This is a genomic window from Candidatus Nitrotoga sp. 1052 (assembly GCF_927312905.1).
In the GTDB taxonomy this organism is placed as follows: Bacteria; Pseudomonadota; Gammaproteobacteria; order Burkholderiales; family Gallionellaceae; genus Nitrotoga.
The window spans coordinates 1-14,898 of record NZ_CAKMHQ010000060.1 but is presented as its reverse complement, the minus strand read 5'-3'; the positions used below and the strand labels follow the sequence as shown (position 1 = coordinate 14,898).

8 protein-coding genes are annotated in these 14,898 nt (G+C 58.8%); all 8 read left to right on the top strand.

Annotation, left to right across the window (positions count from 1 at the left end; all coding sequences use genetic code 11):
* Positions 1-13 precede the first annotated feature (13 nt).
* Entirely contained in the window at positions 14-331 is a 318-nt protein-coding gene (locus MJ768_RS11875) for a hypothetical protein (protein ID WP_239292060.1), read from the top strand.
* Positions 332-386: 55 nt separating this feature from the next.
* On the top strand, positions 387-881 hold the full coding sequence (locus MJ768_RS11870; protein WP_239292059.1) for a GPW/gp25 family protein: 495 nt from the start codon (positions 387-389) through the stop codon (positions 879-881).
* Positions 878-3,628, top strand: a complete 2,751-nt coding sequence (locus MJ768_RS11865) for a putative baseplate assembly protein (protein ID WP_239292058.1) — start codon at positions 878-880, stop codon at positions 3,626-3,628. The genes MJ768_RS11870 and MJ768_RS11865 overlap by 4 nt, the downstream gene beginning before the upstream one ends.
* Positions 3,625-7,107, top strand: a complete 3,483-nt coding sequence (locus MJ768_RS11860; protein ID WP_239292057.1) for a putative baseplate assembly protein — start codon at positions 3,625-3,627, stop codon at positions 7,105-7,107. Before MJ768_RS11865 ends, MJ768_RS11860 begins: the two co-directional genes overlap by 4 nt.
* A complete protein-coding gene (locus MJ768_RS11855; RefSeq protein ID WP_239292056.1) occupies positions 7,104-9,137 on the top strand; it encodes a hypothetical protein in 2,034 nt (677 codons plus the stop codon). The genes MJ768_RS11860 and MJ768_RS11855 overlap by 4 nt, the downstream gene beginning before the upstream one ends.
* 12 nt (positions 9,138-9,149) lie before the next feature.
* Entirely contained in the window at positions 9,150-12,590 is a 3,441-nt protein-coding gene (locus tag MJ768_RS11850; protein ID WP_239292055.1) for a DUF6519 domain-containing protein, read from the top strand.
* Positions 12,591-12,602: 12 nt separating this feature from the next.
* Positions 12,603-12,956 carry a hypothetical protein gene (locus MJ768_RS11845; RefSeq protein WP_239292054.1) on the top strand — a complete coding sequence of 118 codons (354 nt, stop codon included), beginning with the start codon at positions 12,603-12,605 and terminating at the stop codon, positions 12,954-12,956.
* A gap of 336 nt (positions 12,957-13,292) precedes the next feature.
* Complete coding sequence (cysK, locus tag MJ768_RS11840) at positions 13,293-14,228, top strand: cysteine synthase A (protein WP_239292053.1); 936 nt, start codon at positions 13,293-13,295, stop codon at positions 14,226-14,228.
* Positions 14,229-14,898 lie beyond the last annotated feature (670 nt).

Below are 14,898 nucleotides of genomic sequence, written 5' to 3'. Positions count from 1 at the left end.
GGAGAACGACACTATGCCCGCACCCGTCCTTCATCTTGGCGCTACGGTAACCTGCATGCACGCAGGGCCGGCGACACCGCTCACGCCATTTCCGCGCGTGCTGCTGAGCGGCCAGCCGGTGACCACACTGGCCACGCCCTATGCGATTACCGGCTGCGCCCTCACCGGTACGCCCAACCCGCCCTGCGTCACCGCGCAGTGGGTGGTGGGCGCAGTACGGGTACTGGCTGGCGGTGTGCCAGTGCTGATACAAACGGGGCAGGCGGTGTGCGTGCCTACCGGCACCGGCTTGTTGTCGCTGGTGGTACAACCCAGGGTGCTCGCGACATGAAAGCACCTCTAAAAACCCATACTTCATCCCAACTGCTGCGTTGCGGTAGCGGGGTATGCAGGCAAGCCGCGAAGCGGATGCTCGCAAAAAATTTCTTGCTTACATATTGCTCAATATGCGGCGCTGCAAAATTTTTTCCGCGCCTTGCATTTGGGCGAACTCTGAATTTTTAGAGGTACTTATGCGCCAGATCGACTATCCCTTCCAATTCGACGGCCGCGGCCGCACCGCGCAGACGGACGAGTCCGGCTACATTCGCGACCTCATCGAGCAAGTGTTGCTCACTGCGCCGGGCGAACGCGTGATGCGGCCAAACTTTGGCAGCGGTGTGATGCAATTGGTGTTCGCCGCCGCCAGCCCTGAAGTGGCGGCGACCACGCAGTTCCTGATTCAAGGCGCCTTGCAGCAATGGCTGAGCGACGTTATTACCGTCGACGCCGTCGATGTGCAGGCGCAGGACGGCGCCTTGCTCATCACCGTGCAATATGTAGAACGCCGCACGCAAACTCGCGGCGTGGCGCAGATCATCGCGCCGGGAGGCGGCTTATGAAATACTACTGCTGCGACCAGCGCCGCCGCGAAGTAGTAAAGTTAAACGGCACCCTCAACGGTTTGGAATATCTGGAGGTGCATGACAGTGGTATTCCCGGAGACTCCACGCGCCAGCTCACGCTGTTCGTGAAGTTCCTGCGAGCAGTGCCTGCCACTCTCGCCAAGGATAACTTCCGCATCGAAGGCGGTGAGCGCATCAAGAGCGTGGATATCGAGTGGGTCGCGATCGCTAATGCGTTGCCCGCCAGCGAGCCACCCGGCCTGGTCGACGGCCTCGTGCCTCTCAATAAATTCATGGTGATCCGCACCAAGATTTACGGTGATTTTTCGCTGTATACGCTACGCCTGCTGAGCGGTCCCGGCAGCGATACGCCACCGGCTGGTTTCGATCCGCGCCTGAGCGAGATTCAGTTCTCGTTCAAGGTGCAGTGCGAATCGGATTTCGATTGCGCCAGCGTTACTCCCTGTCCTACGCCGCCGGCGACGAATCCGCGCCTCGATTATCTCGCCAAGGATTACGCCAGCTTCCGCCGCCTGATGCTGGACCGCATGAGCACGCTCATGCCGGATTGGACCACCCGCAACGCTGCCGATGTCGGCGTAACCTTGGTGGAAATGCTGGCCTATGTGGGCGATCAGCTTTCCTATCAGCAAGACGCCGTCGCCACCGAAGCTTATCTCGCTACCGCGCGCAAGCGCATCTCGCTGCGCCGCCATGCGCGGCTGGTGGATTATAGGGTGCACGAGGGCTGCAATGCCCGCGTGTGGGTGCAACTGTTCGTCAACGACGACGGTGTAAATATTCCGCACGGCACACCGTTGCTCACGCGCGTGCCTAACACGCCCGAGCGCATCACCCCGTCCGGCGACCAACTGCGCGATGCCTTGGCAAATGGTGCGCTGGTGTTCGAGACGGTGGAAGACACCCTGCTTTACCAGGATCACGCACGCTTCAGTTTATATCCCTGGGGCGAGCGCGAATGCTGTCTGCCCAAGGGAGCGACGCGCGCGACGCTCAACGGACACTATCCTAATCTCAAGGCGGGTGACGTGTTGGTGTTCGCGGAAGAATTCGGCCCGCGCACTGGAGATGCTGCTGATGCAGACCGCGCGCATCGCTGGGCGGTGCGTCTCACCGACGTGCGTTTGGATAGCGACCCCTGCGGTGGTTTCTTCCTGCCAGTACCCAACAATAATCCGCTGGATGTTACCGAGATCCGCTGGGTAGAACAGGACGCACTGCCGTTTCCATTATGCCTGTCGACTATCACTGACCTGGATCACGGCGCGACTTATCTCGGTGAGGTGAGCGCGGCTTACGGCAATATCGTGCTGGCCGATCATGGTCGCACCCTGACTGGCGAAGATTTGGGTGTCGTGTCAGCCTCGCAACTCACCCTTGCATCCAAGAGCGACATATTGAGTTGCAAGCGTCCGCCCTTGCAGGCCGTGCCACCACGTTTCCGGCCGCGACTTGCGGAACGTCCACTTACTCATGCCTTATCGCTCACAGCCGCGCCGTTGTTCAGCTTCACTGCGACAGTGGCCATCGTCACCGCATTGCAGACCCGCAGTTTTACACCGGCGCTGCACGATGCGTTGCAGGCGCAAGGAGTGCTGTTGCAGGCGGGACCGGTGGTAGTGCAAGGCGGCGATGGCATGTGGTCTGTGTCTGACGGCGTGAGCGCCTATCGTCTGCGGCTGGATAGCGGGCAGGTGCAGGTGTCGCCGCTGGCCGATGCCGCAGCATTGATCACCACCGCCGAGCCGCAGCGTGCCCGTCCCGCCATTTCTCTCGCCAGCAATTTCCAGGGTACGCCAGATACTTGGTTGCCGCGCCCCGATCTGCTCGCTAGCGATGCCGGGGCGAGCGAATTCGTGGTGGAGAGTGAGCATAACGGCAGCGCCTTGCTGCGTTTCGGCGATGATTATCACGGCAAGCGTCCCGACGTCAGCACCACATTTAGCGCGAGCTATCGCGTCGGCAATGGCGTGGCAGGCAACATCGGTCTGGAGTCCATCGCGCACATCGTCAGCAACGATGCGCGGCTGTTGCGCGCGTCGAATCCACTGCCGGCGCAAGGCGGCAGCGATCCTGAAAACGCCGAGGACATCAGGCGCGATGCGCCGGAAGCGTTTCGCACCCAGGAACGCGCCGTCACCCCGGCGGATTATGCCGAAGTTACCGAACGTCATCCCAGCGTACAGCGCGCTGCTGCCACTTTCCGCTGGACCGGCAGTTGGTACACGGTGTTTCTCACCGTCGATCGCAAAGGCGGCGGAGAAGTGGATGCGGTCTATGAGCAGACCATCCGCGACCACGTCGAGCGTTATCGCATGGCCGGATATGACCTTGAGGTGAACAGCCCGAGTTATGTGCCGCTGCTGCTGGAAATGACAGTGTGCGTCAAACCGGATTATTTCCGCGCCGATGTGCGCGCCGCTCTGATGCGCGTATTCAGCCGGGGCTGGCTGGACGACGGTAGGCCTGCGCTGTTCCATCCCGACAACTTTACCTTCGGCCAGGCGGTTTATCTCAGCGCGATTTATGAAGCGGCGCAGGTGATACAAGGCGTGGGCTCGGTGGTGATCAACACTTTTCAGCGTCTGCGTGCGCCACCTGAGCCCAAGCCTATGGATGACGGCGTGCTGACAGTCGGACGCTTGGAGATCGCACGACTGGACAACGATCCCAACTTCCCCGAACGGGGCGTGTTGAAGCTCTCGATAGGAGGCGGCAAATGAGCGGCGAAGAACAAACATCGCAAGACGCATGCGGTTGTTGCGCGGGCGTGGGCATCCAGGCACCGGCGCTGCTCTACAACCGCCCGGGGCTTGCGGCCATCGCCTATCGCATCGGCACGCACAGCGAGGTGCTGGCCAGCTTGCAGGCACGGCTGTCATCGCAGGATTATCCGGCGCTGGCGAAATTGCGCACCCGCGACAGCGATGATTTTTCCATCGCGCTGCTGGATGCCTATGCCTGCATGGCCGACGTGTTGAGCTTCTATCAGGAACGTCTCGCCAATGAATCCTATTTGCGCACCGCAGGCGAGCGTCTGTCGTTGAGCGAACTTGCGCGGCTGATCGGCTATCGCCTCAAACCCGGGGTTGCCGCAGAGACATATCTTGCCTTCACACTGCAAGAAGCACCACCGCAAGCCGCGAGTGCCGAGCCTAAACAGGCTACCGGCGTACCCGACAAAGTGAAGCTGGACATCGGTATCAAGGTGCAAAGCATACCCGGCCCCGACGAAAAGCCGCAGACCTTCGAGAGTGTCGAGAGTATTGAAGCGCGGCCGGAATGGAATGCCATCAAGCCACGACTGACGCAACCCCAGATACTCTCAGCAAAAATGAATAGCGTCATTCTTCAGGGTATTGCAAGTAATCTGAAGCCGGGAGAAAGTTTGCTGATTGTCAGTGGTACTAAAACACTCGTGCGCATCATGAGTATTAACACCAATGATAAGACAAAAACAACGCGCATTGATTTCACTTCCGTGAATCCTTTGTTGTCACCAGCGGTATATAACAGGCCTTTGCTGCCAAAGGGTAATGTCAGTGATTTTCCGACAACGATTGCTCTGGACGAAAATGTTCTCAAAAATATAATCAGCAAAACCTGGAGCGAAGAAGACCTCTCTTCTTTAGTAAAAATTCAGGGGTGGTCGGTTGACGCCTTGGTGAGCGGTATCAGGACACTGTCGGCGAAACAGTCTGTTACCCTGGATGAGGGCATCTTCATCTTCCATCAACACGCTTCCATTTTTGGTTGTAACGCGCCCAAAATGGTCACCTATGACGCGACAACGCACAACCCCAAACCTGCATCGGATTGGGACGAATGGCCGTTGGCGAACGACGAGGGTGAAACCAAACTATTTCTCGATAGTGCTTATGGCTCTGTATTACCAGGAGGCTATATCGCCATTGAAAAGCCCGGCAGGATACCCAAAATCCTTTCTGCTGAGCAGGTGATGCTTTATACCCGAACCGCCTACGGAGTCAGTTCGAAAACAACCCGAATTTCCTTAGCGCAATCCTGGTGGGATATATGGTCGAATTGGCAGTCCTTGGGCGGCGTACTGACCTCAGACCCGGCAACTGTTTCATGGGGCGACGGCAGAATCGATGTTTTTGTTCGGGGCACCGACAATGCACTGTGGCATAAATGGTTCAATGGCACATGGTCAGGCTGGGAGTCGCTCGGCGGAGTGCTGAGCTCCGGCCCCGATGTGTCTTCCTGGGCCGCTGGTCGCCTGGATGTCTTTGTCCGGGGTGCCGACAACGCCCTGTGGCATAAATGGTTCAATGGCACATGGTCAGGCTGGGAGTCACTAGGCGGCGTACTGACCTCAGATCCAGCGGCCGTTTCTTGGGGCGATGGCAGAATCGATGTTTTTGTTCGGGGCACCGACAATGCGCTGTGGCATAAATGGTTCGATGGTGTATGGTCAGGCTGGGAGTCACTAGGTGGGACTCTGAGCTCCGGTCCCGATGTTTCTTCCTGGGCCGCTGGTCGCCTGGATGTCTTTGTCCGGGGTGCCGACAACGCCCTGTGGCATAAATGGTTCAATGGCACATGGTCAGGCTGGGAGTCACTAGGCGGCGTACTGACCTCAGATCCAGCGGCCGTTTCTTGGGGCGATGGCAGAATCGATGTTTTTGTTCGGGGCACCGACAATGCGCTGTGGCATAAATGGTTCGATGGTGTATGGTCAGGCTGGGAGTCACTAGGTGGGACTCTGAGCTCCGGTCCCGATGTTTCTTCCTGGGCCGCTGGTCGCCTGGATGTCTTTGTCCGAGGTGCCGACAACGCCCTGTGGCATAAATGGTTCGACGGTCTGTTTGATGATAAGCCGGTTAAACTTGATGCTCTTCGTGATATTACGGTGCACGCTCAGAGCGAGCGAATTGCACTTGCGGATGTACCTATCGAGGACCTGGTGCAGGGTGACACCATCTCCCTTGACCGAATATATCTTGGATTAAAAAAAGGGCGCAGAATAATCCTTACCGGAGAACGCAGTGATCTGACGGGCGTCGTTGAAAGTGAGACGGTACAGCTGAAGGATATCGTCGTCGAGGCTGGTTTTACTGTAATAACACTTGATAAAACTCTCGACCACAGTTATTTACGTGACACTGTGGCGATATACGCCAACGTCGCCCGTGCCACCCACGGTGAGACCACGCAGGAAACCATAGGCAGCGGTGCGGCGCGCCAGAGCCATCAACGCTACACCCTCAAACACACACCGCTCACCTTCGTTGGCGCCGAGAACGAGACCGGTGCCGAAGCGGCATTGGAGGTGCGGGTCAACGATATCCTCTGGCACGAGACGCCCACCCTCTACAAGGCCGGCGCCGATGACCGCTCCTACGTGCTGCACGTGGAAGAGGACGGTGCGGGGACCATCCAGTTCGGCGATGGCCACCACGGCGCGCGCCTGCCCACTGGTCAGGATAACCTGCGCGTCGTTTATCGCAAGGGTATCGGCACAGCGGGTAACCTGCAAGCCGGCCAGCTCGCACAACTGCTCTCGCGTCCATTGGGTTTGAAAGCAGTGAGCAACCCGCTGCCCGCCGCGGGCGGAGTGGATGCGGATAGTGCGGCCGATGCACGGCGCAACATGCCGCTGGGCGTGCGCACGCTCGGACGTGTGGTCTCGGTACAGGATTACGAAGATTACGCGCGCGCCTACACCGGCATCGCCAAGGCCCAAGCTGCCGTGCTCAACACGCGCGCCGGGCGCACTGTGTTCATCAGCATCACCGGCGATGACGGCGGTCAGCCGCCGGATTCGACGCTGGACAAGCTACTCGACTCCCTTAAACAGAACGGCGACCCGCTGGTGCACTGCGAAACTGCGGCTTACAACCAGGCGACGTTCCATATCGCGCTGCGCATCAAACGCGATCCGGATCACGACGCCAAGAAGGTGCTGGCCGACGTCGAGGCCGCGCTGCGCGCCGCCTTCTCTTTCGATGCGCGCGACTTCGGGCAGATTGTCTCGCGCTCCGAAATCATCGCGGTGGCGCAGGAGGTTGACGGCGTGCTGGGCGTGGACCTGGATCGTTTCTACCGTGGCACTGCCATTACCCTGGAAGAGCGCCTGACGCCCGCCGCCGCGACGACCGATGCGCAAGGCAACGGCGTAGCCGCCGAGATATTGCTGCTCGACAACGGCCCATTCGATTATCTGGAGGAGATGACGTGAACACGACCGCCGACCGCCTCTACGAGCTGCTGCCCGCGATCCACCGTATCCGCGACGCGGAGCAAGGCTATCCGCTGCGCGAGCTGCTCGCCGTCATTGGCGAGCAGGTGGCAGCCATGCAGGAAAACCTCGAACAGCTCTACGACGACCAGTTCATCGAAACCTGCGCACCGTGGGTGGCGCCCTACATCGGCGACCTCATCGGCTATCGCACCTTGCACGGCGTGGTGCCCAATGTGGCCTCGCCGCGCGCTGATGTGGCCAACACCATCCGCTACCGCCGCCGCAAGGGCACGGCATCCATGCTCGAGCAGCTGGCGCGTGATGTCACCGGCTGGCCGGTGCGGGCGGTGGAGTTTTTCCAGTTGCTGGGCTGGACGCAACACATGAATCATCTGCGCACAGGCGCGCACTATGCGCCGAATCTGCGCAACTGGGAAAAACTGCAGTGGCGCGACACTGCCTTTGACACGATTGCGCACACCGTGGACGTGCGGCGCATCAGCACCGGCGCCCCGCGTCACAACATCCCCAACATCGGCCTGTATCTGTGGCGCGTACGCGCGTTTCCACTGACGCGTTCTCAGGCCGTGGCCGACCCCCTGATCGGCGGTGGCCTGCGCTTCCGTTACAATCCGCTGGGCGTTGACATGGCGCTGTATAACACGCCGGAGACGGAAGAAGAGATCAGTCATCTGGCCGAGCCCCGCAATGTGCCCATGCCGCTCGCACGCCGCTGGCTCAAGGCACACCTCGACGACTACTATGGCCCCGGCAAGAGTCTGTGGCTAGAACTGGATGGCAACCCGCCGCAACTGATTGCGCGCAACAACATCCGCATCTGCGATCTCAGCGACATCAAGGACGGCGGCGGCAATGTCATCGCGTGGGCGCACCAGCCCACTGCCGGCTCCGGGCTGGTGGCCATCGATCCGGTGCTGGGCCGCATCGCGTTCGCCGATGCGCCAGCCTCGACTCCGCTGGTAAGCTTTCATTACGGCTTCACCATCGCTATCGGTGGCGGCGAATACGAGCGCGGCGATCCCGCCGTGCCGGTCATGCCGGTGCAAACCGTGCAGGGCGGCGCAGCGCTGCAACCGGCGCTCAACGCGGTGCAGAGCGGCGGCACGGTGGAAGTACTTGACAGCAGCCGCTATGTGGAAACGCCCAGCATTACCGTGAACGCCGGCAAGACGGTCGTGCTGCGCGCGGTCAATGGCGCGCGCCCGCTGCTGGCCGCGAGCGGCGATATCGCGCTCAATATCGGCGCAGAGGCGACGTTGATTCTCGACGGCTGGGTGATCAGTGGCGGCACGTTGACGATGGCCGCCTTTGCCGATACGCAAGCGCGCTATCTCGTGCTGCGCGATTGCACGCTGGTGCCGGGAACGTTCGGCGCGGCCGATGCCCCCGGCCTAGTGGTCAGCCATGCCTTCGCCAAGGTGGTGCTGGAACGCTGCATCACCGCGCCGCTGCACATCGCGGCCGATGCCGAAGTCTCGCTGAACGAATGCATCGTGGATGCAACTGCGCAAAACCTCATCGCCTACCGCGGCCCCGGGGCCGATACGCTCGCGCCCGGCGGCGCACTCACGTTGGAGAGTTGCACCGTCATCGGCAAGGTTCACACCCAGCAACTGACGCTGGCCAGCGATTGCCTTCTCGTCGCCGCGCTCACCAGCGGAGGCGACACATGGAAGGCTCCGCTGTGGGCCGAGCGCCGCCAGCAAGGCTGCGTGCGCTTTTCCTGGGTGCCACCCGGCTCGCGCACACCGCGCCGCTATCATTGCCAGCCGGGGGAAGGCGACCAGGAAACAAGGCCGCACTTTACCTCGCTGCGTTACGGTGACCCGGGTTATTGCCAGTTGCGGCAGAGCACCTCGGACAAAATCCGCCGCGGTGCGCACGACGAGAGCGAAATGGGCGTGCTGCATGGTTTGTATCAGCCGCAACGCGAGACTAATCTGCGCGTGCGGCTGGAAGAATATCTACGTTTTGGTCTGGAAGCGGGATTGATTTACGGAAGTTAAAGGAGAATAGTTATGAGTGGAGATTACAGCCGGGTTCGATTCGATCCCCGCATCGACCTGTCCGGCGTGCTGATGCAGCAAGGGCGCGTGCAACTGGACTCGGATTGGAACGAGTGGGTGGCGGTGCTGGACAGGCGTTTGCGCGCCGAGAGCGTGGATACCTTCGGCGTGCATCCGACGCCGGGCATCACCGGCGTGGCGGTGGTCTCGCCGCAGACGCCGGATGCCTTCACGATCGTGGCCGCCGGCGGCAACATCACCATCGGCCGCGGCCGCATGTATGTGGATGGGTTACTCGCGGAAAATCACGGCGGCGGCACGCCGGAGTTCGATCCGGTGCTGGCCGAGCTGCGCGGTAAATCTGAGCTAGCGTACAATCAGCAACCGTATTTTCCGGCGCCGCCTGCCCTGCCCAGCGGCGGGCCACACCTCGCCTATCTCGAGGTTTGGCAGCGCGAGCTGACCCATCTCCAGCAACCCAATCTGGTGGAAAGCGCCGTGGGGGTGGACACCACCACACGTATGCAGACCGTGTGGCAGGTGCGGATGCTGGCCAATATCGGCGGCGCCGATTGCATCACACCCGACAGCGCGGTGGCGGGCTGGCAAGCGCTCATTGCTCCATCGGCCGGGCGCATGTCGATAAAAGCGGAGGGCGTGCCGCCCGATCTCGATCCGTGCGAACTGCCGCCCAGCGGCGGCTATCGTGGACTCGAGAATCAGCTCTATCGCATCGAGATCCACGACGGCGGCGCCGTGGGCGCAGCAACCTTCAAGTGGTCGCGCGACAACGCGAGCGTGGCGAGCAATGTAGTAGAAATTGTCTCTCAGACCGCGACCAGCACCGAACTTAAATTGGCCAGCCTGGGCCGTGACGCGGTGCTGCGTTTCAACACCGGTAACTGGGTGGAGATACTCGATGACCGGCGCGAGCTCAGCGGCGAAAACGGCGACCCCGCGCTGCGCCGCGGCGTGATGCGCAAGATCACCGTCGATGACGCCAAGCAGACCATCAGTTTTTCACCCGCGTTGCCGGCGAATCTGATTCCCGGCGGCGGAGCCGACACGCTGGATGCGCGCCACACCCGTGTTCGGCGCTGGGATCAAAAGGGCACGGTGCGCGACGCGAACAACAATATCATCGTCAATCTCGACGCGGCAGCCAGCACTGGCCTGATCCCGGTGCCGGCAGCAGGCGTGTGGGTGGTGCTGGAAAACGGCATACAAATTCAATTCGGTCTCGACCCCTCCGGCGGCGGATTCCACTGCGGCGACTATTGGGTTTCCGCGGCACGCACCGCCGACACATCGGTGGAGACTTTCACTCAAGCGCCACCGCGCGGCATCCATCGCCATTATGCGCGGCTGGCCATCGTCACCTTTCCCGACGACGAGACCGATTGCCGTGTGCCTTGGCCGCCAGAATGCGGCGGCTGCTGCACCGTTAACGTTGCGCCCGGCGAAAACATTCAGGCTGCGATCGATTCGCTGCCGGACGAGGGCGGCTGCGTGTGCCTGAAAACGGGTGTGCACGACATCAGCGCCACCATACAGATACTCTCCTCGCGCATCATCCTGCGCGGCGAAAGTCCCGGCGCCATTGTGCGCGGAGCGAGGTTGGACCGAACCTTGCAGATCGGCGGCGCCAACGCGCTGGTCAGCGACATCGTCGTAGAAAGCATACGCTTCGAAGCGACGGCTGCCGCCACCAATAACAACATCGGTGCGCTGCTGTATCTGGAAAATTGCACGCGGGTGCGGGTGGAACACTGTGCGCTCGCCGTCGTGGTTCCTGTGACGCAAACGCCGCCCTCCTACATTGGCATCAATTTGAGCGGCGTGACCGATGTCGAGCTAATCGCCAATCGCCTGGACAATTTTCTCATCGGCATCCTGAGCAGCGATTATCAGGGCGGTCTGCGCATCGCGGACAACGCCATCGGCGGTATCACTGGCCTGTTCCTCAATCAGCCCGGCAGCTCTCTCGGCCAGTACGGCATACTCATCGACACCGATCACACGCAGCCTTGCCGCATCGAGAACAACCGCATCCGCCATTTCTGGGTCGGTATCTCACTACGCCATCAGACCGTGGGTTCGCTCGTCGCCGACAACCGCATCAGCCGCAGCGCCGGCATCACGCAAGACACATTTCCCGGTAATGCCGTGCAATTGCGAAACTATCTGGACGCCCGCCTCTATGCGATCGATATCGAAGCCGCGCTATGCGAGGTGCGCCGCAACCAGATCGACCTGCTCTCTGCTGCGTGGGGTGGCATCCGTGTCAGCGGCGCCCATGCAACCATCGCCGGCAACATCGTGGGGGCGATCGCACAGGAAGGTCAAGTTACGGTGCCTGCTAGCATCTATTGTGTGGCCGATGCGAAAAACGGCCGTGCCGCCGATCATGCCGCGGTGCGCAACAATCAATTGCTGGGCCCGCAATCGGGGATCGTAATTTCGCGCATCGGCGGCGCGGCTGTCAGCGGCAATCACCTCGATGGCGGAGGCGGCGGATGGTACGGTGTGCGGGTGGATGATTGCACCGACTGCCGCATTGACGACAACGATCTGCGCGAGGTGTTTTTCGCCGTACACCTCAGCGAGGGCGAACGCAACCGCGTGGCAGGCAATCGCATCGACCAGGCCGGCACCGGCATCACCTCCACGCAGGAAGCGGATCTGGAGGTCAGCGGCAACACGCTGCAATCCTGTTTGCTGCTGGGGATGGCGCTATTCGTGCGCGGCAATACTGCATTACTCGGAAACCGGGTACGCAACTGCGGCTACGCCCCAAATTTCTCAATAGGCATCGGCGTGTACGCTGAAGAGGTGTTGACGCCTACTGGCGCACATCTGCGCATCGAAGACTGCGAGGTGGTCGACACCGGCATCTCTGCCGACGGCAAACAGGTCACGACCGTCAGTGCCATCGGCATCGGCGGCTGGATACCCGTCTGCCAGATCAGTGGTAACCGTGTCGGTTATACCCAGCCCGCCATGCTCGAACCAGTGAACGAACATCGTGCATTGCTGCTGATCGGGCCGCTGGCACTGCGTTTCATTGGCGGCGCGGGCGAGATCACCTACATGTTCGGCAGCGCGCAGGTGGACGATAATCACTTCCGCGGCCCGGGCCGCAGTCAGCTGGTGGAATTCAGGCGCATTCAGTACACCGACAACATCGATCTGCGTTTCGAGAAGGTGACCTTTAATAATAATGTCTGCGACCACCTCAGCGCCGAGGCGAGTGACCTGGGCGCTACCGTGCGCCTGTGGGGTGGGCACCTGATCGCCATGGGGAATCACGTCAAGGCTGCCGCCAACGTCAACGCCATGTCGCTGTCCAACCGCAACAAAATCGCGCTGATGGGCAACATCACCACCGGGGATTACATCCAGACTGGCATGGTCACGCCGCTACCGATCGCCAATTTCAACGTCAAAATTTAAGGAGCGTACAACATGAACATCAAGACACTGGAGCAAGCGCTCAAACTGCAAAATGACCTTGCCACCCGGCTCACGCACAGCCTAGTATCGGGAACCGCTGGCAAAGTGCCGCCCATTGAGGTGTTGGTCAAGGAAAAGGAACAGTCGATTGCGCGCGCCCAGGCTGAAGTGGAAACTGCCATCAAGGAGCGTGATATAGCCGTAAGCCGTTGGGATGAGCGCGTCGCGCAACGCAAAGCGAGCGTCGTCAAACTGCAAAAGGAATTAAATGACCTCAAAGAACAACTTGCGGAACGAAAAGACCCATCCAAAGATAGGAAAGCTGGGAATTTGAAAAAAGAAGTGCGCAGCAAAAAATCTCGGTAACCAGAAACAGACGTTTTGTTTGTTGGCTGCGAACGAAATGTTGGCTCGGGATGGCGCTTTGTGTGCAACCAGGAAACTGGCCGAATCAGGCGATGCACCAACTGCCAACGGATCTTATCCAGCCTCGCACGAAAAAAATGACGGCCCAAGAACTTTCCATTGTTAACCGTGCCACGTCAAGTCACGCGCGACATCCTTTACGCTCAACGATTGCTTAACCGAAAATGCTTGGACTGGAAAACCTCTCGTAAGGTATTATTTGATTAGATGCAGCACACGGACTCATCCGGCTCTGTATGCAGCAATATGAATATGAATAGAAGAGAGGGAGTACAGATGAAGATTGCAAAAAATGTTTTGGAACTGATAGGCAACACACCATTGGTGCAATTAAACCGTGTGAGTCAAGGCATAGATGCCACTATCCTCGCCAAGTTGGAATTCTTCAGCCCCGCGCTCAGCGTCAAGGATCGTATCGCCGCTTCAATGATCGAAGCTGCTGAAAAAGAAGGCAAAATAAAACCAGACACAATTATCCTGGAGCCAACGTCTGGCAATACCGGCATTGGCCTTGCTATGGTTTGTGCAGCTCGCGGTTATAAGTGCGCTTTCATTATGCCGGACAGCATGAGCCGTGAGCGCCGCCTGTTGATGAAGGCTTATGGCGCGGAACTCATTCTAACTCCAAGCACGGACGGTATGCCCGGGGCAATGAAGAGGGCGAAGGAAATGGCTTTAGCCGATCCGCGCTACCTCGTATTACAGCAATTCGCTAATCGCGCTAATCCTGCCATCCATCGTACCACCACCGCCGAAGAAATCATGCGCGACACCGACGGCATGATAGATATCTTTGTTGCGGGTGTGGGAACTGGGGGCACTATCACTGGTGTAGGGGAAGCATTGAGAGAAATTTATTCGGGCGTACAAATAATTGCCGTGGAACCCGATGCCTCGCCCGTACTTTCCGGTGGCCAGCGTGGCCCTCATGCTATTCAAGGTATTGGGCCAGGTTTTATACCTGAAATACTCAACAAAAATATATTCCACGAGGCAGTACGTGTTAAAGATGAAGATGCATTCAATATGGCACGGCGCCTGGCAAAGGAGGAAGGCCTGCTGGTCGGAATTTCCTCCGGTGCGGCAGTTTGGGCTGCCCTTGAAATCGCCAAGCGTCCGTTAAATGCTGGCAAGATGATCGTCGTGATGATCCCATCATTTGGTGAACGTTATTTGTCCACTCAATTGTTTGCTGACCTGGATGTGGATTAACCAGCTGTTGTGTAGAGTGCAGCAGTACACTGAAATAGGTTGTCAATAATGGACACCGATGATGCCGCCAATCTTTTTCGTAGGACTGGCGCTCAAATGCAGCGGGCGACAGATAATCGAGCTGAACCCGCTTGCTGTCGTCTGTAAACAATGGGGGTCCATTTTTCAACTTTCTCATGGTCAGCCCCTTAAGGGTGACGACTTGGTCACAAGTCGTTCAGGATCACTTCTCATTAGAAATATGGCTGTCTCCAAGCTTCATGTGTTATCGGAAGATGCTCTATATTTATGCTTAATATCAGACTAATGAGACAAGCGATGAAATATAAAGTTTGTCGGTACGGTAACGCACATAACTAAATGTTTCAATGATGAAAAAAATTTCATGGTGAAGGAAGGCGCTATGCCTGCGGATAAGAGATTGTATATAAGGCGAATAAGTCTTGATGCTGTCTAAACTTATATTGCCGCCACCCATCATTTTGATTTATATGTATTTTTATAAGTTTCAGTATGGTTGCCAGGTATCCGGCGGAGTGATTTTTTTGCATCAATTTGTCCAAGATCAGTGAGGTGCGCGCCAATTGATGAAATCTTCAGTCGGGATAAGCATGCAAAAAAATAGCACAATCTTGATCTAGATCAAATCGACTTTAATTTATCCGCGTAG